Annotated in this window: 22 protein-coding genes and 1 pseudogene; 9 read left to right on the top strand and 14 right to left on the bottom strand. The window is 55.4% G+C overall.

Going from position 1 to position 17,296, the window contains the following annotated elements; translation table 11 throughout:
* Positions 1 to 73 precede the first annotated feature (73 nt).
* Entirely contained in the window at positions 74 to 1,282 is a 1,209-nt protein-coding gene (locus tag DTA24_RS17645; RefSeq protein ID WP_123836983.1) for an HD domain-containing phosphohydrolase, read from the bottom strand.
* Between the two features lie 308 nt (positions 1,283 to 1,590).
* Here DTA24_RS17645 and fraE point away from each other — a divergent pair, with 308 nt between their 5' ends.
* From fraE to DTA24_RS17625, 4 genes are all read left to right on the top strand, one after another.
* On the top strand, positions 1,591 to 2,634 hold the full coding sequence (gene fraE / locus DTA24_RS17640; protein WP_012542131.1) for a fructose-asparagine asparaginase: 1,044 nt from the start codon (positions 1,591 to 1,593) through the stop codon (positions 2,632 to 2,634).
* 657 nt (positions 2,635 to 3,291) lie between these two features.
* Entirely contained in the window at positions 3,292 to 4,206 is a 915-nt protein-coding gene (gene lpxP, locus DTA24_RS17635; RefSeq protein WP_008807690.1) for a kdo(2)-lipid IV(A) palmitoleoyltransferase, read from the top strand.
* An 89-nt stretch (positions 4,207 to 4,295) separates the two neighbouring features.
* The gene (gene leuE, locus DTA24_RS17630; RefSeq protein ID WP_004203730.1) at positions 4,296 to 4,934 is read left to right on the top strand and encodes a leucine efflux protein LeuE; all 639 of its coding nucleotides are present in this window, start codon (positions 4,296 to 4,298) and stop codon (positions 4,932 to 4,934) included.
* 130 nt (positions 4,935 to 5,064) lie between these two features.
* The gene (locus DTA24_RS17625) at positions 5,065 to 5,328 is read left to right on the top strand and encodes a DUF2534 family protein (RefSeq protein ID WP_004203731.1); all 264 of its coding nucleotides are present in this window, start codon (positions 5,065 to 5,067) and stop codon (positions 5,326 to 5,328) included.
* 59 nt (positions 5,329 to 5,387) lie between these two features.
* On the opposite strand, the gene DTA24_RS17620 is transcribed toward DTA24_RS17625, so the two are convergent.
* The 4 genes from DTA24_RS17620 to DTA24_RS17605 all read right to left on the bottom strand — a co-directional run bounded on the left by DTA24_RS17620 (position 5,388) and on the right by DTA24_RS17605 (position 6,879).
* A complete protein-coding gene (locus DTA24_RS17620; RefSeq protein ID WP_012542130.1) occupies positions 5,388 to 5,513 on the bottom strand; it encodes a hypothetical protein in 126 nt (41 codons plus the stop codon).
* Between the two features lie 119 nt (positions 5,514 to 5,632).
* Entirely contained in the window at positions 5,633 to 5,707 is a 75-nt protein-coding gene (gene yoaJ / locus DTA24_RS29110; protein WP_004892898.1) for a protein YoaJ, read from the bottom strand.
* On the bottom strand, positions 5,707 to 5,808 hold the full coding sequence (locus tag DTA24_RS17610; protein WP_004150782.1) for a YoaK family small membrane protein: 102 nt from the start codon (positions 5,806 to 5,808) through the stop codon (positions 5,707 to 5,709). Before DTA24_RS17610 ends, yoaJ begins: the two co-directional genes overlap by 1 nt.
* A gap of 57 nt (positions 5,809 to 5,865) precedes the next feature.
* Positions 5,866 to 6,879, bottom strand: coding sequence for a sensor domain-containing diguanylate cyclase (locus DTA24_RS17605; protein WP_008807688.1), 1,014 nt, complete (start codon positions 6,877 to 6,879; stop codon positions 5,866 to 5,868).
* 301 nt (positions 6,880 to 7,180) lie between these two features.
* On the opposite strand from DTA24_RS17605, the gene DTA24_RS17600 reads away from it, so the two are divergent.
* Positions 7,181 to 7,420 (top strand): DUF333 domain-containing protein, encoded by a 240-nt coding sequence (locus DTA24_RS17600; RefSeq protein WP_008807687.1) that lies wholly within the window; start codon positions 7,181 to 7,183, stop codon positions 7,418 to 7,420.
* On the opposite strand, the gene DTA24_RS17595 is transcribed toward DTA24_RS17600, so the two are convergent.
* Positions 7,410 to 7,748 (bottom strand): DUF488 domain-containing protein, encoded by a 339-nt coding sequence (locus tag DTA24_RS17595; protein WP_162823100.1) that lies wholly within the window; start codon positions 7,746 to 7,748, stop codon positions 7,410 to 7,412. The genes DTA24_RS17600 and DTA24_RS17595 overlap by 11 nt on opposite strands.
* Positions 7,749 to 7,752: 4 nt before the next feature.
* Positions 7,753 to 8,262, bottom strand: a complete 510-nt coding sequence (locus DTA24_RS17590) for a DUF523 domain-containing protein (RefSeq protein WP_123836982.1) — start codon at positions 8,260 to 8,262, stop codon at positions 7,753 to 7,755.
* 144 nt (positions 8,263 to 8,406) lie between these two features.
* Here DTA24_RS17590 and DTA24_RS17585 point away from each other — a divergent pair, with 144 nt between their 5' ends.
* Positions 8,407 to 9,099, top strand: a complete 693-nt coding sequence (locus DTA24_RS17585; RefSeq protein WP_012968515.1) for a CTP synthase — start codon at positions 8,407 to 8,409, stop codon at positions 9,097 to 9,099.
* 31 nt (positions 9,100 to 9,130) lie between these two features.
* On the opposite strand, the gene DTA24_RS17580 is transcribed toward DTA24_RS17585, so the two are convergent.
* Positions 9,131 to 10,306, bottom strand: coding sequence for a CynX/NimT family MFS transporter (locus DTA24_RS17580; RefSeq protein WP_162493322.1), 1,176 nt, complete (start codon positions 10,304 to 10,306; stop codon positions 9,131 to 9,133).
* A 106-nt stretch (positions 10,307 to 10,412) separates the two neighbouring features.
* Between DTA24_RS17580 and DTA24_RS17575 the strand changes: the two genes are divergently transcribed.
* On the top strand, positions 10,413 to 11,207 hold the full coding sequence (locus DTA24_RS17575) for an AraC family transcriptional regulator (RefSeq protein WP_008807682.1): 795 nt from the start codon (positions 10,413 to 10,415) through the stop codon (positions 11,205 to 11,207).
* Here the strand turns inward: DTA24_RS17575 and DTA24_RS17570 are convergent.
* The 3 genes and pseudogenes from DTA24_RS17570 to DTA24_RS28895 all read right to left on the bottom strand — a co-directional run bounded on the left by DTA24_RS17570 (position 11,191) and on the right by DTA24_RS28895 (position 12,510).
* Positions 11,191 to 11,637, bottom strand: a complete 447-nt coding sequence (locus tag DTA24_RS17570) for a DUF441 domain-containing protein (protein WP_012968512.1) — start codon at positions 11,635 to 11,637, stop codon at positions 11,191 to 11,193. The genes DTA24_RS17575 and DTA24_RS17570 overlap by 17 nt on opposite strands.
* A 117-nt stretch (positions 11,638 to 11,754) precedes the next feature.
* Entirely contained in the window at positions 11,755 to 12,255 is a 501-nt protein-coding gene (locus DTA24_RS17565; RefSeq protein ID WP_008807680.1) for a YbaK/prolyl-tRNA synthetase associated domain-containing protein, read from the bottom strand.
* 95 nt (positions 12,256 to 12,350) lie between these two features.
* Positions 12,351 to 12,510: pseudogene (locus tag DTA24_RS28895) on the bottom strand (hypothetical protein).
* Between DTA24_RS28895 and DTA24_RS17560 the strand changes: the two are divergent.
* Positions 12,505 to 13,641 (top strand): glycosyltransferase family 9 protein, encoded by a 1,137-nt coding sequence (locus DTA24_RS17560; RefSeq protein ID WP_162822960.1) that lies wholly within the window; start codon positions 12,505 to 12,507, stop codon positions 13,639 to 13,641. The pseudogene DTA24_RS28895 and the gene DTA24_RS17560 sit on opposite strands and share 6 nt — an antisense overlap.
* Before the next feature lie 171 nt (positions 13,642 to 13,812).
* Here DTA24_RS17560 and DTA24_RS17555 read toward each other — a convergent pair whose 3' ends face one another.
* The 3 genes from DTA24_RS17555 to umuD all read right to left on the bottom strand — a co-directional run bounded on the left by DTA24_RS17555 (position 13,813) and on the right by umuD (position 16,003).
* On the bottom strand, positions 13,813 to 14,055 hold the full coding sequence (locus tag DTA24_RS17555) for a DinI family protein (RefSeq protein WP_004203750.1): 243 nt from the start codon (positions 14,053 to 14,055) through the stop codon (positions 13,813 to 13,815).
* Positions 14,056 to 14,318: 263 nt separating this feature from the next.
* Positions 14,319 to 15,581 carry a translesion error-prone DNA polymerase V subunit UmuC gene (umuC, locus tag DTA24_RS17550; RefSeq protein ID WP_012968510.1) on the bottom strand — a complete coding sequence of 421 codons (1,263 nt, stop codon included), beginning with the start codon at positions 15,579 to 15,581 and terminating at the stop codon, positions 14,319 to 14,321.
* A gap of 2 nt (positions 15,582 to 15,583) precedes the next feature.
* Positions 15,584 to 16,003, bottom strand: coding sequence for a translesion error-prone DNA polymerase V autoproteolytic subunit (umuD, locus tag DTA24_RS17545; protein ID WP_008807676.1), 420 nt, complete (start codon positions 16,001 to 16,003; stop codon positions 15,584 to 15,586).
* Positions 16,004 to 16,493: 490 nt separating this feature from the next.
* Here umuD and DTA24_RS17540 point away from each other — a divergent pair, with 490 nt between their 5' ends.
* Positions 16,494 to 17,270: a BPL-N domain-containing protein gene (locus DTA24_RS17540; RefSeq protein WP_016160704.1), complete on the top strand. Its 777-nt coding sequence runs from the start codon at positions 16,494 to 16,496 to the stop codon at positions 17,268 to 17,270.
* The last annotated feature ends 26 nt before the right edge of the window (positions 17,271 to 17,296 follow it).

Raw genomic sequence — 17,296 nt, 5'->3', positions numbered from 1 at the left:
CCTGTATTTCCTTGCATGCAGATGAAGCTGTTTTAATTATAGAACTCGCCCCCCGCCATGACGGCGGCCTGCCTCAGGGGCGGTGCTCGCTGCGGGGGTGTTCGAGGGTCTGAAGAATGATGGCGTGCAGCGTTTCCGCATGGTGGCGCAAAACGAGAAAGACATCGCTATCCAGAGCGCCATTTATAACATCCGCTTCCATAATCTGTAAGGCCTCCTGCCAGGCCATTCCTTTACGATAAGGGCGATCTTCGGTCAGCGCGGTGAAAATATCGGCGATAGAGATAATACGGTCGGCGAGGGTCAGATGATCTTTTTCGAGATGCAGAGGGTAGCCGCTGCCGTCCAGTTTTTCATGGTGATTCGACGCCCAGTTAATGATGTCGCCGAGCTCGCTGTAGTCGCTGAGGATCTCGCCGGTCATATAGCTGTGCTCGCGCACCTGGTTCAGTTCGTCCTCATCCAGTTCGCCCTCTTTTTCGAGGATGGAGAGCGGGATAGAGATCTTGCCGATATCGTGCAGATAGCCGGCAATCTGAATTTGCTGGCAGATGGGCTCCGGCAGTTGTATCCAGCGGGCAAGCTGGCGGGCGATTTCCCCCACCATGATGCTATGGGTGGCGGTAAAGCTGCTGTAGGTGTCGACAATTTTGGCAATCAGCAGGCAGATATCTTTCAGACCATGAATATCCAGATACAGCGTGTTGATGGGACCAATAATTTCCAGCAGCCGTTGAATATGGCCGGGATGAAGGTGCTGCCAGAAGTTCGCATTTTCAGCGACCTCGCACAGCATATCGCACAGCGGCGGATCGATCTCCCGGTGCAGGGAGACGAACTGTTCCACCACCGCCCGTGTGGGCCAGCCGGCCACGTGACTCCCGGCAGGCAGCAGCCGTTCAAAGGCATCGGCGAAATAGACAATATGCTGTTCGCGGCTACCCCGGTGGTCCGGGCTAAAATGGTGATCGCGAATGAAGGGGACAATGGGCAGAAAGGTCACTAACCCTTCCAGCATCGCCGCCCCCTGGCGCTGATGCGAATCGTGGATGTTATCGATGGCATCCAGCGAATGAATGGTGCGTTTATCTCCCAGCACGCCGATATCGTGCAGCAGCGCGGCGCAAAAAATGGTCTGCTGCCGCTCGGCAGGCAGCCCCAGCCTTTGCGCCAGCGTCAGGGCGATTAAGGCCGTTCGTTGCATATGCCGGTGCAGTTCAGGGTTAATGATCTGAATGACTCTGGTCGTCAGCATTAGCGCTGATTTCAGGGCAATACGCATTTCTGTTCTCCGTACGCGTTACCTGGCGGGCAAAAATGACCTCGCGGGTGACGGAAGTGTCGATAATCTGATCGCAATGCGTGTTGTGTAGTTGGCTGCTGAACAGGTTAATACCCAGAATGTATCAGGTTCATAGCGCTGCCCGATTCAGAGCCTGCCGTGCACCAGATTTGGGCGATGTTGATGCGAGAACCTTATTATTGTCTGATAGTTAACCATTTCCCCCCCAAAAAATAAATAAATTCTGGCAAGCCCTTTGCATTAAGCAAGCGTTAGTTTGATTAATGTCTATGAAGGGAGTGACCTGTATGAATTTTAGAGCATTACTTACCATTGCGTTACTGACGATGAGCAGTCTGGCATTTAGCGAGACGCGTCTACCGCATATCGTTATTTTAGCCACCGGCGGGACGATTGCCGGTTCGGCTGCCAGCAATACCCAGACAACGGGTTATAAAGCCGGGGCGATTGGGGTGCAGACGCTGATTAACGCCGTGCCGGAAATGAGTAAAATCGCCCACGTCGAAGGCGAGCAGGTGGCGAATATCGGCAGTGAGAACATGACCAGCGACATTATTCTGGAACTCTCGAAGCGGGTGAATGCGTTATTGGCCCGGGATGATGTCGATGGCGTGGTGATCACCCACGGCACGGACACCCTCGATGAAACCCCTTATTTCCTCAATCTGACGGTCAAAAGCAACAAGCCGGTGGTCTTTACCGCGGCGATGCGTCCGGCGACGGCGATCAGCGCCGACGGGCCGATGAACCTGCTGGAAGCGGTCACAGTCGCCGCCGATCCTGATGCCCGGGGTCGCGGGGTGATGGTGGTGCTGAACGACCGCATCGGCGCGGCGCGCTTCGTCACCAAAACCAATGCCACTTCGCTGGATACCTTCCGGGCGCCGGAGGAGGGCTACCTTGGCGTCGTGGTGGGCGGAAAACCCCAGTTCGAGACGCGCGTGGATAAAATTCACACCCTGCGCTCGGTGTTCGATGTCCGCCAGCTGAAGACCCTGCCGAAGGTGGTGATCATTTATGGTTATCAGGACGACCCGGAGTATATGTACGACGCGGCGATCGCCCATCATGCCGACGGTATTATCTACGCCGGAACCGGGGCGGGGTCGGTGTCGGTACGTAGCGCTGCGGGCATCAAAAAAGCGCAGCAGGCGGGCATCGTGGTGGTTCGCGCCTCCCGTACCGGCAGCGGCGTCGTGCCGCCGGATGACAGCCAGCCTGGGCTGGTGTCCGACTCCCTCAACCCAGCGAAAGCACGTATTCTGTTGATGACTGCGCTGACGCAAACGAAAGATCCACAGCTGATCCAGCAATATTTCCACACCTACTGATCCTCTGCGGCCAGGGTGTCGCTCACGCCTTCGCTGCGGTTTGCCCCACAGTGACCCGATGTCGGGTCACTGTCCGCGCTAAACGCCGCGCTTTATGCGTATAAGGCGTAAAGAAATATTTTTTTTACGGCGGGTGTGGGCGGTATTAAAGTGCAAACAACTGGCAAGACGCTTATTTTTAAAGCATCTTTAAATAAGTCTATTCTTAATTATTCCCTTAAGGCGATTTTAATATTCCTTATGCCGACGGATAAAAAATGTTTCACTCTGAAGCGGGAGCGCTTTAATTCTTTCGCGGTACAGACGACGATCTTGTGGACGCGGGCAGGCTGCGGGCCACGTGGCTGAGCGGGCTCAGTCCCCGGCAGACAAGGCGTTCTCGCGGCGGGTTTCGGTTATGCCTGTTAGTAACGCTGATGATTAGCGTGAAAATGATATGCACGATGAATATATTAAGAAGAGGATAAGATTTAAGTTTACATTTGGTAACACTTGTGCCGCAATTATGTTTTTTTGTCAGCAAGTTGTTTTTTACTTGCCGGAGGGAATTTCAGCGGATTAGTATTGTCGAACTTGCTGTACGTACCGCCTAATGATGATAAATGGATTCTGTTTTCCTTAAGCGTTACCACATAATTAATGTTTACAGGAAAAATCATGGCCTGCGTATTTAATAAACAACTTTTACACCCGCGCAACTGGCTGACCTGGTTTGGGCTCGGCATCCTCTGGTTAATCGTGCAACTGCCTTATCCGCTGCTGCATTTTATTGGCACCAGCGCGGGTCGCCTCTCCCGACGCTTTCTCAAACGCCGCGAACATATCGCCCGGCGCAATATTGAGCTCTGCTTCCCGGACATGTCGCCGGCGGCGCGCGAGACCCTGATCGATCAAAACTTTATGTCGCTGGGAATGGGGCTTATCGAAACCGGCATGGCCTGGTTCTGGAGCGACGAGCGGGTCAAAAAATGGTTTGATGTCGAAGGATTTGCCAACCTTAATCATGCGCTTAGCGGCGGCAAAGGGGTGATGGTGGTCGGTGTGCACTTTATGTCGCTGGAGCTGGGCGGGCGCGCGATGGGGTTGTGCCGTCCAATGATGGCCACTTATCGTCCGCACAACAGCCCGCTGATGGAGTGGGTGCAAACCCGTGGTCGCCTGCGTTCGAACAAAGCGATGATCGATCGCAACAACCTGACCGGTCTGGTGCATGCCTTAAAATCAGGTGAAGCGGTGTGGTTTGCTCCCGACCAGGATTACGGTCCTAAGGGCAGCGTGTTTGCGCCGTTTTTCTCCGTCCCACAGGCGGCGACCACCAACGGCACCTATGTTCTGTCTCGTTTATCGGGTGCGAAAATGCTGAGTATCAGTATGGTGCGCAAGCTGGATCGCCAGGGCTACAGCCTGCATATTAGCGAAGTAATGAATGATTATCCGGGTGAAGATAAGCAGATCGCTGCCGGCTATATCAACAAGGTGATCGAGCGCGAGATTTTGCGTGCCCCCGAGCAGTATCTGTGGGTGCACCGTCGTTTTAAAACCCGCCCGCTGGGTGAACCTTCCGTCTATTAACCTTCCCGCACAGGCTGCGCTTTCAAAATCCCGACAGTTGGGGTAACGTGAGCCGGATCATGTTTTAGTCGTGCGCGAAGGAGTGCAAAGTGTTCGCTGAGTTTGGTGTTCTGAATTATTTGACCTACCTGGTCGGGGCGGTGTTTATCATTCTCGTCCCTGGCCCTAATACGTTTTTTGTGCTGAAGACGGGCATTGCCCACGGCGTGAAGAAAGGCTATCTGGCGGCGGCGGGCGTCTTTATTGGCGACGCGGTGCTGATGTTTCTGGCCTTTGCCGGCGTGGCGACGCTGATTAAGACCACGCCGGTGCTGTTTAACGTCGTCCGCTACCTCGGGGCGATCTACCTGCTGTGGCTGGGGGGTAAAATGCTCTACGCGGTGCTGACCCAGCGCGATGGCCAGGCCGACGCCAGCGCGGAGCCGGCGAGCGCGATCCTCAAGCGCTCTCTGACCCTGAGTCTGACCAATCCGAAAGCGATTCTGTTCTATGTGTCGTTTTTCGTGCAGTTTATCGATGTCAACGCCAAAGCGCCCGGCGTGGCGTTCTTTATTCTGGCGCTGACCCTCGAGGTGATTAGCTTCTGCTATATGAGCTTTTTGATCCTCTCCGGCTCGTTTGTCACCCGCTACGTTAAAACCCGCAAGAAGCTGGCCAAACTTGGCAACAGCCTGATTGGTCTGGTTTTCGTTGGGTTCGCCGCGCGCCTGGCTACCCTGCAGTCCTGATCCCCTCGGGCCGGTTACCCGCTGACCGGCCCGCCGTCTCTTATTCTGCCCTGTAACAAAAACCCTTCATTTTTTATTGCATTGGTGTTACATATACAGCCGTTTATCGCTCAGCAAAAAGGAAGCCCCGATGATTCTGCAAAAACTCCTCAGCAATAAAAACTGCAAAAAATACTGTCTGTCGCTCGCGGCGGTGTTTGCTATCGCGCTGGCGGTGGTGGGGCGGGCGACCTTCGGGGGCGTGGTGAGCGAGTACAATATGCCGTACTCAGAGTGGACGACGTCCATGTTCTTCCTGCAGGGCGCGATGGTGACGGTTTACAGCATTGTCTTTACCGCGCTCTTCGCTATCCCCCTCGGCTTTATTTTCCTCGGCGACGAGCGCCAGGATTAAGCGTCAACGGGCGAACCGCGGTTCGCCCTGTCTTTTCGGCTCATCAACAGCCTGAAGGATTAATCATCGTCATGATAGTGATGATGGTGGTGATGGCGATGGGCGTGGTACCCATCGTCAATAATGCATCCCGATAACAGCGTGCACAGCGCAATAATCAACGGTAACACGATCGGTTTTTTCATCCCTTACTTCTCCCGCTATTCTGCTTTCCCCGGGGCAGAGAATGCCGCGGTGGATAACGTGAGTGTAAAGGGTTAACTTGTTGATGGGATAGGATAACTCCGCAATATCGCCGCCGCGATCACCACCAGCCGAACTGGCTGCCGGCCACCGCCACGATGGCGACAACCAGCATAATAATGGTGCTTTTTTTCATTATGCCCCACCCGGCGCCGCATAGCCGCCGACAAAAAACCAGCCGAGAAAGACGACGGCGATGATAAAGATCGCCACCGGGAAAAGAATACCCAATTTCATGATAGTGTCTCTGTACCCACGAATGATGCCCTGCATGATACTGGATATCGCGGTACTTTAGTCAATATGAATGAAATTCTCCTGACGGCGGGACTTCTTATCCTGGTACATCGCCTCATCGGCGGCGCGTAAGGCCGCTTCAACATCGATACTCTGCGGATCGCAGATGATCACCCCGAAGCTGGCGCCTTCATAGTCGATACGCTGTTCGCCGAGGAAGTAGACGCCGCACAGGGCCTGGCGCAGGATCGTGACATACGCTTGCTGCGCCGCTGGATCCTGGGCGCTACCGACGATCAAAAACTCATCGCCGCCAAGGCGGCCAACGATATCCTCACGGCGCGCGACGGCGGTGAGTCGTTCGCCGACCTGCACCAGGAAGCTGTCGCCGCACGGATGACCGAACCGATCGTTAATGGCTTTGAAACCGTCGAGATCGATAAAAATCAGCGAGACCTGCTGCTGCTGGGCGCGGGCGGAGGCAAAGCGTAGCGCCAGCTGCTTAAACAGCGCACGGCGATTAGGAAGCTGGGTGAGCTCATCGGTCGACGAGTGCAGCTCCAGCGCGACGTTAGCCGCCTGCAGCTGTTGCACCAGGGTGTCTTTTTCCACGTAGTGGGAAATGAGCTTCGCGAACAGGCCCATCACCTGTTCACCTTCGAGATTATAAGGTTGCTTCTGTCGGCTGGTGGCGCAGAGGGTACCGAACAGCGAGCCATCGGCCAGGCGGACGGGAATGCTTAAAAAGGTGGCGATCCCCAGCTCCTGGGCGGCGATGCAGGAGTGCCAGCGATGGGCCACGTCGTTGCTAAACGTGCACTGATCCTCAAGGGCGCGTTTGCACAGGGATTCATCCCAGGGGACGGAGAATCCTTCCGGGATCTGCATTTCGCTGCTGTTATGGGCGAACATTACCTGCTGCCGCTGGGCGTTGATATCGATGCGGGTAAGATAGGTGGACTCCATTCGGGTCACCGCCTCAAGCATCTCCAGCAGCTGGCGCACCAGGGTTTCCAGGGACTGTTCCGCAGCGAGGGTTTGCGACACCCGGGCAAGAATAAAATCTGACATGAATAATACAGCTCCAGCACGCCAAACGTCACCCCAGCATAATGGGCTGCAAACGGACATCAGCGTCGAATAAACAGTGATATTTTTAAATTTATCACATCTGTTTGGGGAATACTTGTCCACGCGGCAGGAAAAAAAGCCCCGTCGGGGGCGACGGGGAAAAACTCATTGATTATGGAATGATCTGTTCTCTGGTCAGTTCGAGAACAGGGGCTACTCTACGGGGGAAAAGTGCAGGCAAGATGGAGAAAACGTGGAGATTCAGGCTAAAATCCCCGGGCATTCAGGAAAGGGAGGAACGATGAAAAAGTTACTGGCTATTCTGCCACTGGTATTAGCCGGCTGTGCCCAGCCGCAGTCCACCGCGCCGACGAAAACCATCGGCATGGCCAATCCCGCGTCGGTGTACTGTCAGCAATCCGGCGGTACCCGGGTGCCGGTGCAAACGCCGCAGGGCGTTAGCACCCAGTGCAAACTACCCAGCGGCGAAACCCTCGACGAGTGGGCGCTGTGGCGCCGGGATCATCCGGCTAAATCGTAACCGGCAGGGCCGCCAGCCAGGCGGCCAGCACCTGGGCATGATTCTGCTCGGTGTTCTTCGCAGCGTACAGCAGCGTCAACGGCTGGCGCTGCGCCAGCGCCGCCAGCCGCAGGCCCGTTTCACGATGGGTGTCGAGCTCCTGGCGATAGCGCTGGCTGAAGTGGGCGAAATCGATCGCCTCGCCGTGAAAGGCTTTTCGCAGCTCAGCGGAAGGCGTTAACGCCTTACACCACTCATCACAGGCCAGCGCCTCTTTTTTAATCCCCCGCGGCCAGAGACGGTCGACCAGCACCCGGTAGCCGTCGCTGCTTTCCTGCGGGTCATACACCCGTTTACATTGAATCATTATCCTGCTCCCTCTGTGCCATCCAGGCGAGCAACTGCGGGATTTGCCCGTCGGAAAATACCGTGATGCCGTGGGCGCGCAGCAGATCGGCTGCGACCCCGGCACCCGCTTTGCGTCGTCCGCGAAAAGAACCGTCATAGACAAACTGGCTGCCGCAGGTAGGGCTGCCATCGGTGAGTAACGCTGCCTGACAGCCCGCTTCCCGGGCGGCGCTGAGCGCCAGCCAGGCGGCCAGCTGGTAATGTCCCGTGACGTTGCGGCCGTCGCTTTCCACGATCCGCGCCCGCCCGGCAAGGACATCCCCGCCGGCGCCGCCGACGATCTCCGCCGGCAGACGGGGCGTGGACAGACCGGCCGCCAGCTCCGGGCAGTGGATCACCAGCCGCCCCGTCTGCTGCCAGCGGGACAGCGTCGCCGCCAGCTGTGCCTTCTCGCTACCGTTATACCGCACCTGGAATCCCATCAGGCAGGCGCTGACCAAAAGCTTACTTTTCATCCTTTCTCCCTTTCACGCTTGCTTCAGTATACCTTACCCGCCGGGGGGGCGGTGGGGCGAAAATAAGGATTGTGTTCCACTGGAGGGATCGCTATCCTGACGTGCCTTGTGCTGCTCGTCTCGTCCAGACATAAGGAACCTGCTATGAAAACCCCTTTACGCCTCGCCCTCGTCGGCGATTATCACCCCGATATTGTTGCCCATCAGGCCATTCCCCTGGCGATAGACGATGCTGCCGCCGTGCTGGAGCAGCCGGTGAAATATGACTGGCTCGCCACCCCGTCGATCGTCTCCGGCGAGGCGCTGGCCGAGTACGATGCCGTCTGGGTCGTTCCCGGTAGCCCGTATCGTCATCCGCAGGGGGCCTTTACTGCGATCCGCTATGCCCGCGAAAACGGCATCCCTTTCCTCGGCACCTGCGGCGGCTTTCAGCACGCGGTGATTGAATACGCCCGTAACGTGCTCGGCTGGCAGGATGCCGGCCATGCGGAAACTGACAGCGAAGGGCGGATGGTGATCGCTCCCCTTAGCTGTTCGCTGGTGGAGACCTCCGCCGTCGTCGAGCTGCGGGCGAATACGCTGATTGCCCGCGCCTATGGCCGGGAGAGCATTGAAGAGGGCTACCACTGCCGGTACGGGGTGGACAGCGCGTTTGCCGGTGAGCTGGAGCAGGGCGATCTGCGCGTCACCGGCTGGGATGAAGAGGGTGAGATCCGCGCCGTCGAGCTGGTGACGCACCCGTTTTTTGTCGCCACGTTGTTCCAGCATGAACGCCACGCGCTGGATGGGCGTCCCTCGCCGCTGGTCCAGGCGCTGATTCGCGCCGCGGCACAATAAACCCACCGGCAGCGGGCGCTGCCGGTCATCTTCAGGAATGGATTTCCCGGTCTCGTCCGGCGAGGGCGCCGCAGACCGCCATCACCAGCGAAATCAGCGCCACCGCCAGCAGCGGAATATGCCAGTCGCCATTAGCATCGTGGATCTTACCCATCAGCGGCGGCCCGCAGGCGGCCAGCAGATAGCCGACGCTCTGCGCCATCCCTGACAGCGCCGCGGCCTGGTGCGCCGAGCTGGCGCGCAGGCCAATAAACGTCAGGCCGAGGATCATGGTAGCTCCGGAGCCAAAGCCGAACAGCAGCGTCCAGCCGATCGCCAGCCCTGGCAGCAGCCACAGCCCGGCGGCGCTGATGGCGCACATCAGGGCGACCAGCACCGCGATCCCACGCTGGTCGCGCAGCCGATGCAGGATCAACGGTATCGCCAGACCTGGCGCGGCGGTCGCCAGCTGCAGCAGGCCATGCAGCGAGCCGGCCTGCGCTTCGCTATAGCCCATACTCTGTAGAATCGACGGCAGCCAGCCGATAATCACGTAATAGACCAGCGAGTTGATGCCGAGGAACAGCGTCACCTGCCAGGCCAGCGCCGACCGCCAGATCCCCCGGTTGTGCATGGCGCCTGAGCCGGTCAATGGCGCCTCCGCCCGGCGCCGGGACTGTGGCAGCCAGCTGAGGAGCGCCAGCAGCGGGAAGACCATCAGCAGCAACAGCGCGCCGCGCCAGCCGAATCCGGCCATTGCCACGGGAACCACCAGCGCCGAGCCGAGCGCCGCCGCGCCGCCCATCGTCAGGGAATAGGCGCCGGTCATCCGCGCGACATGCTGCGAGAAATCGCGTTTAATCAGCCCGGGCAGCAGGACATTGCCCAGCGCAATACCGCAGCCGATCACCGCCGTGCCGATAAACAGCAGTGCAGCGGAGGGCAGGGAGCGCAGGGCAATGCCGGCGCAGATTAGCAGCATTGCCAGCAGCAGGCTGCGTTCCATGCCGAACCGGCGGGCAACTCCTGCCGCCAGCGGCGAAACAAGGCCAAAGGCCAGCAGCGGCAGGGTAGTGAGTAGCCCGGTCTGCGCGGTGGTCAGGCCATAGTCGCTACGAATCGCGTCCAGCAGCGGCGCCGCGCCGGTAAAGACCACGCGCAGGGTAGTGGCGATGAGCAAGATACCGGCAATCAGCAGCGCGGGGCGGCGGCCGGTAGAGGAGATCACAGAAGACATATCATTCTCAAGGTAACTAACGAGGGGGTTACGATAGCGACTTTGTCCTCTGTTTAAATCAAGCTAAAATGACAGATTATCGCTAATATCGGACAACATGATGATCGGACTGGGTCTGGATGGTTATGAACCGGACAGTGGCCACGAATCGGCCATTGCCTTTCGTATTCAGGTGGTGGAGGCGGAGCAGTATATTCCGGCGCATTCTCACCGTAAGGGGCAACTGATCCTCGCCCTGCACGGCGCCTTGACCTGCGAGGTGGAGAACGCGATGTGGATGGTGCCGCCGCAGTATGCGGTGTGGGTCCCGGGACAGCTTTCCCACAGTAACCGCGCCACCCCCGGCGCCCAGGTGTGTTTCCTGTTCATCGAGCCGGGCGCCGCGCCGATGCCGGACCGCTGCTGTACGTTAAAGATTTCCCCACTGGTGCGGGAGCTGATCCTCACCCTGGCGGAACGCGGCGGGGAGTTGCTGGCCGCCCCTGCCACGGCCCGGCTGGTGCAGGTTCTGTTTGATGAGCTGCCCCGGCAGCCGCAGGAGCACCTGCAGCTGCCGGTATCAAACCACCCGAAAATTCGTCAGATGGTGACGATGATGGCCGAGGATCCGGCGCGCTGGCAGACCCTGAGCCAGTGGGCGGCGGTGTTTGCGATGAGCGAGCGCAATCTGGCCCGCCTGGTAGTGCGCGAAACGGGGCTGAGCTTTCGCCGCTGGCGCCATCAGCTGCAGCTGATCCTCGCGCTACAGCTGCTGATCCGCGGGCAGACGGTGCAGCAAACGGCTCAGGCGCTGGGCTATGACTCCACCACCGCCTTCATCACCATGTTTAAAAAAGGACTCGGACAGACGCCGGGCCGCTATCACGGCAGCCTGGCTACGACTTCCCAATAAACAATGAGATGATCCCGGCGGCAATCAGCGGTCCGACCGGGACGCCGCGAAACAGGGCGACGCCGAGTACCGTGCCGACCAGCAGCCCGGCCACCAGATGCGGCTGGGAGCCCATCAGGGAGACACCGCGCCCGCCGAGCCACGAAACAAACACCCCGACCGCAATCGCCAGCAGTGATTTCCAGTTCATAAAGGAGTGGATCAGCGTCGAGGGCGGCAGCGTACCGCTGGCGATAGGCGCCATCACGCCGATGGTTAAAATAATGATCCCGACAGTCAGCCCCTGTTTCTCAATCCAGGGAAAGAAGGTATTCAGCGGTGTAACGCGCACGATAATCAGCACGAGGATAGAGATCGCTACGGTGGTGTTATGGCTGATAAAGCCGAGCGCCGCCAGGCCCAGCAGGATCAACAGGGTGGTATCAAACATGTACAGAGGTCCTTGCCAAAAAAAGAAAGCCAAAAAATATCCCGCTTACTCTACGCATCGTGGCGTGAATAAACAGGATTTTTACGCCATGCGGCGAAAATCAGGGCGGATGCCCGGTTAGCTAAGGCGGCGAAAGGTCGCGATCTCCGGTCGGGCGATATGTAAATAATCCTCGGTATCGAGAATGATCGACCGATCCAGGCGTCCGGCGTTAAAGGCGATTTGTGGAAAGCGCTCAAACAGCAGCGGGTCGGCCACCAGCCGCAGCGCCGGATGGAAGCTGAAGGGGGGAATGGCGCCGAACACGCAGGCGGTGAGGGCATCCACTTCCGCCGGACTGGCCAGCGAGGCTTTGCTGCCGCCGATATGTCGGGCCAGGCTGGCGAGATCGGCCTGCTGATCGGCGGCGAGGATCGCCAGCACATGCTGGTTGACGCCGTTTCCTTTTACTTTACAGACTAGCGCTTTTGCGCCCTGGCCAAGCGCGGTGCCGCGGATCGCCGAGACGGCTTCGCACTGGCCGACCGCGTCGTGCGCCATCACCCGGTAGCGCGCCTGGTGTTCGTCGAGCAGCGCGCACAGCCGCTGGTGGATATTACCTTCTACTGCTTCAAGCATAGCGTCCTCCTGACATCATCAAGCCGCCAGCTTAGCGCTGTTGCGTCAGCCTGCCAACGGTGGGCCGGGAAATTCACCATTCGCTCATTATTGCTTCACAGTGCTGTGGTGCAATCTCGCAGGCGCAGCAGATGAGTTTTGTAAATAAAAAAAAGAATGATTTTCATTTTCAATCGAACTTTTTTTATTTCGCTCAGTCTCTATCGGACGACACAGAATATTAATAATTGCCGTAATGAGGTTAGGATGATGCACGATGCAACCATGCAGGGTTCCCCACGCAAGAAGTTTAATAAAATAAGGGAGCTCAACAGACGGCGGAATTACTTTACTAAGAAAGTACGTAATGCCCTGCGGGTGGGAGTGGCGAAAGCGCTCTGGGACCGCCGACGCCGTCAGCCGGTGGATTTATCGTCCGCGAAAACTGTCTTACTCATGCGTAATGAGGGGGCGGTCGGCGATGTGGTGGTGGATTCCGCGCTGGTAAAATGCCTGCATCAGTCAGGTTATATCGTTGATTTTCTGCTGACGACCTCTAACAGCCAGGTGATGCGCTATAACCCGCGGATCCGCCATATTTATGAAGCTGAGCCGGTCAATTCCGCTGATTTTTTGCGTAAATTTAACCATAACGTTCCCCGCGACGTCATTAATGAACTGGCTAATAATAAGTACGATATTATTATTGACCCTTCGCTGTTCGATATTCCCGTGCATCGCCTGCGGCTTTTTCGACAAATAAAAGCCAAATCAGTGCTCGGGTTTAATAAATGGCCATCGATTAAACATTACTCTCACTCTTTTGATTTTGACTGCCAGCGCTGGCACGTAACGAAGACGTTCGCGTTGATCGCCGACTATCTCCAACTGGACACCCGCGCTCTGGACACTTACGACCTGGCGGTGCCCGGGCCGATTATGCAGGAGGTGGCGCAGTATCTGGCGTCGCTGAGCGGAAAAGCGGTAGTGATTAATATTTTTGCCGGCCATGCCGACCGGAGTCTCTCCCAGACGCAGCTGGCCGAACTGCTCGACAAGCTGCGGGCTCGCCATCCGGGGCTGGCGGTTATTCTGCTCGATCACCGGCGTGAGATCCGCATCTCGCTGCCGCCGGAGGTGGTGATTAATCCGTTTAACACGCTGCACCATGCGATGGCGCTGATTGCCCAGGCGGAGCTGATTATCTCTCCGGACACCTCGGTGGTGCATATGGCGGCGGCGTGGAACAAACCGCTGATCGCGGTCTATAAGGACGTTCTGCTCAATAACCGGCTGTGGGCCCCGGGCTATGACAACGCCAGGCAGATCATTGTTAAATGCGGGAAGGTCCATCAGCATCGCGAGCTGGTGGATAGAATTATAGCGGCGCTACCGGAGACGCTGTGAGGGCGATGAGGGGAGGCTGGTAGGGCTCACCTGCTGACCGTATGCAAGAGCCAGCAGGTGAGCGAAGGTTGCATTGCCAGTCTGCAACCGCCGCTATTGTACTGTTGCCCGCAGCTCTGACACATCCGGGAAAGCTCTTAAAGAGATGGCCACCGCCAACGATGGGCGGCATCACTCTTCAGTGAGCCACATATCCGCTTCTTCAAACATCTCCTGCACCGTACGGCTGATCAGTTCTTTTTCATGCTTGCTGGCGTCGGTGTTGATCGCCGGCAGCGTCATCATAGGCTTCACCCGCACTTCCGCTTCCGGGAAAATGCGCTGCATGCGTTTGGTCAGTTCGTTAAGAATGGTCTCTCTGGCACCCGGCAGCCCGGCAAAATTGCGCTTGTCATAAATCAGTTCCACAAACATCTTCTGTCCTCTGTATGCTGATCGCGGGCGATAGTTTTACTGTGTTAATGTACAGTGTCAAGCGAATGCCGCGGTGCTGCTCATCCGCAACCTCGTGCGGTAGACGGACTGCGCGCAAAAGCAGCACCTCGTCCGCTGGCGGTCAGGCAGGCCTCACTGACGAGCGGAGGGGATTTCCGTGCTGCAAAGGCGTTATCGCTGATTACGTAGGCCTGGTAAACGCAGTGACCTTCACCCGAAGCGATGTCATTACCTGCGTACATTCATTTCGCGACGGGCAGGTCTGAATATCGGGTGGTGTAAGCCGGGGAAAGCATTTCACGCTTCATCGCCCAGGACTTTTCGATCCCCTGACCGGCAAACCAGACCTTTCCTTTCCCGGATTGATTTAATTGGTCGATAACGTCCATTAACGCAGCACTGTTTTTGCGCGGCGCGTTATCGTCAAATAAGTTTAGCTGCGCTATGCCATTACTGAAGAAATCAGCAAGCATAACACCGGCTTTCATATATCGATAACCATCAATCCAAATTCTCTGCAGGCAGTTTGTGGCACAATTTATAATGTCACGAGTATCATTAGACGGCGTTAATAGCTTCATTGACGCTTGGTTGCCATAATATGTTTCATTAACGGCGTGCGGACTCGTCCGAACAAATACGCTAACGAAGCGGCAAAATTGATGCTCACTGCGTAATTTTTCTGCTGCTCGCTCAGCATAGGCGCAAATGGCTTGATGCATATCTGAATACTGCGTTACCCGATTGCCAAAAGAGCGACTACAAATAATCTGTTGTTTTGTTGGGGAAAATTCTTGTAGCTCAAAACATGGCTCACCACGCAGTTCGCGAACGGTCCTTTCCAGCACCACATTGAAGTGCTTTTTTATGACCCATAATGAGCTTTCTGCCAGATCCAGAGCGGTATTAATACCCATTAAATTAAGTTTTTTACTCATTTTTCGCCCAACGCCCCAGACCTCTTCAACAGGGACAAGGGCGAGTAGCCTGCGTTGGCGCACAATATTGGATAAGTCGACAACGCCGCCCGTGCCGCGCCATGTCTTGGCGGCATGGTTAGCGAGCTTGGCTAATGTCTTGGTTTGCGCAATACCTACGCCCACCGTTAAGCCAGTATTTTTCAATACGTTAGTTCTTATTTCATGGCCGAAGGTGGATAAGGGGACGCAATTCATTACTCCGGATAAATTAATAAAGGCTTCATCGATGGAGTAGATTTCTATTGATGGAGACATTGCCGTGAGCGTTTGCATAACACGGTCACTGAGGTCGGCATAAAGCGCATAGTTAGAACTGAAAAAATGAACACTGGAATAATAAGGGTTATTTTTTATTTTAAAGAAAGGTTCGCCATTTTTTATACCGAGGGATTTTGCTTCGGCAGAGCGAGAAATAATGCAGCCATCGTTATTGGACACGACCACAATAGGCTTCCCCTTTAAATCAGGGCGAAAAACCGTTTCACAAGAAGTATAGAAATTATTGACATCGACGAGGGCAAACATAATTATTTATGCGCTTTAATGCTAAAAATGACCACGCCAAATATTTCTAACTCTTCGGCATTATGAAACGAAATGGAAGCGTAATCGCGATTGTGCGGCACTAGCTGTAAAAAAGGATGAGTGCGAAGTTCTTTCACGGTGAATTCACCTGCGATAGCCGCAATGACGATATCACCATGTACGGCAGACAGTGAGCGGTCAACCACTAAAAGGTCTCCATCACTGATGCCGGCATCACGCATAGACTCTCCGCTGACTTTGATGAAGTAGGTAGCACTCGGATGTTTTATCAATAATTTATTGAGATCCAGCCTGTCCTCAACATAATCCTGAGCGGGGCTGGGAAATCCGCAGGGCACCCTCTCGGAGAAGAGGGGGAGCATGAGTGGGGGCGAAATCTCAGTTGGCCGAGTAAACTGCATGGTATCGATCCTCGAATACTGTTTTTATATACAGTATTATTGAATGTGCTGATGGATCAAGGCGCACGTGACGTTGTTTTTATAACTGCATGAATATAATGATGATTTATGTAAAACATGCCATGTGGTGTTGTTGCTGAACTGCCATCGCTGTGTAGCGCGACCAGTACGCCCAGGTTGATGTTTGCCCGGTAAGACGACCGCTGTATTACATGGAGCATGATCGACTCTTTTTTCACCCTCTCTTCGGTATTTAATGTTATTGAGAAGGCAATAAGATATGAGAATATCTCATTAAAAGATATTTATAAAATATTGTCGCCTTTACCTTACAGAATAAATATTATTTATTTTAACTAAAACGGCTTGACAAATTTGATGTTGAGGATAAATTTGAGCAATCGCTCTAATTTATCGTCATCATCTGCGGGATCCAAAAGTGATACGCTGTGATTAACCATGACACTACATAACCAGGGGATCTACTGACATGAAAATTTTTTTCCAGGGCACCAGACTTAAAAAAGCAAAAATACTAACGGTTGCCTTTTCTTTCGCCTTTTTCACCGCATCGGTGCAGGCAAAGTCCTCGCAATCAGAGAGTTATAATGTCGCCGTTTATCGCGGGGAGGCCGGGTGCCCGGGTTGTTCTGAAATGGTGGTAAAATCGCTGATCGCGACAGGTCTGCCTCTGCACATCTCTTATGTTGGTGAAAAAGAAAAGCTGAAATTAAATGCGCAAACACTGAAAAAATTCGATCTCTATATTCAACCTGGCGGCGGTCAGGATATACCCGGCTCTTATCAAGCCCTGGGTGATGAAGGGGCAGAGGCTATCCGCAATTTTGTGAAAAGTGGCAAATCCTTTCTTGGTCTTTGTATGGGGGCCTATCTTGCCGACAAAGACTGGATAGGGCTTATTGATGCGCCTTTAGAGTCAGAGGTGGGAAGACCCGGTTCGCAGGCCGTTGATGAAGGCGATTATACCCTGCAACTGACATGGAATAATAAACAAGAGCCTTTTTACTACCAGGATGGGCCTTATCTCAACAGTAGTATCTCAAGTACTGGATTCCAGCCGATCGCTTACTACAAGAATGGAGATATCGCCATTGGTAAGTACCGGTACGGTAAGGGAAACATCATCCTGTCAGGTCCGCATCCTGAAGCCGATGAGACCTGGATAGACAGCGCTGCGCCAGGGAATACGACGGCAGAAAGTAAAATGCAGCGTATTTTAAGTTATCTCAATATAAAAAAGGGTTAACTGATACGCTACCTTGCTTCACCCAC

The sequence above is a fragment of the Klebsiella sp. P1CD1 genome, from assembly GCF_003790505.1.
In the GTDB taxonomy this organism is placed as follows: Bacteria; Pseudomonadota; Gammaproteobacteria; order Enterobacterales; family Enterobacteriaceae; genus Klebsiella; species Klebsiella variicola.
This window is presented reverse-complemented; position numbering and strand designations above follow the sequence as displayed.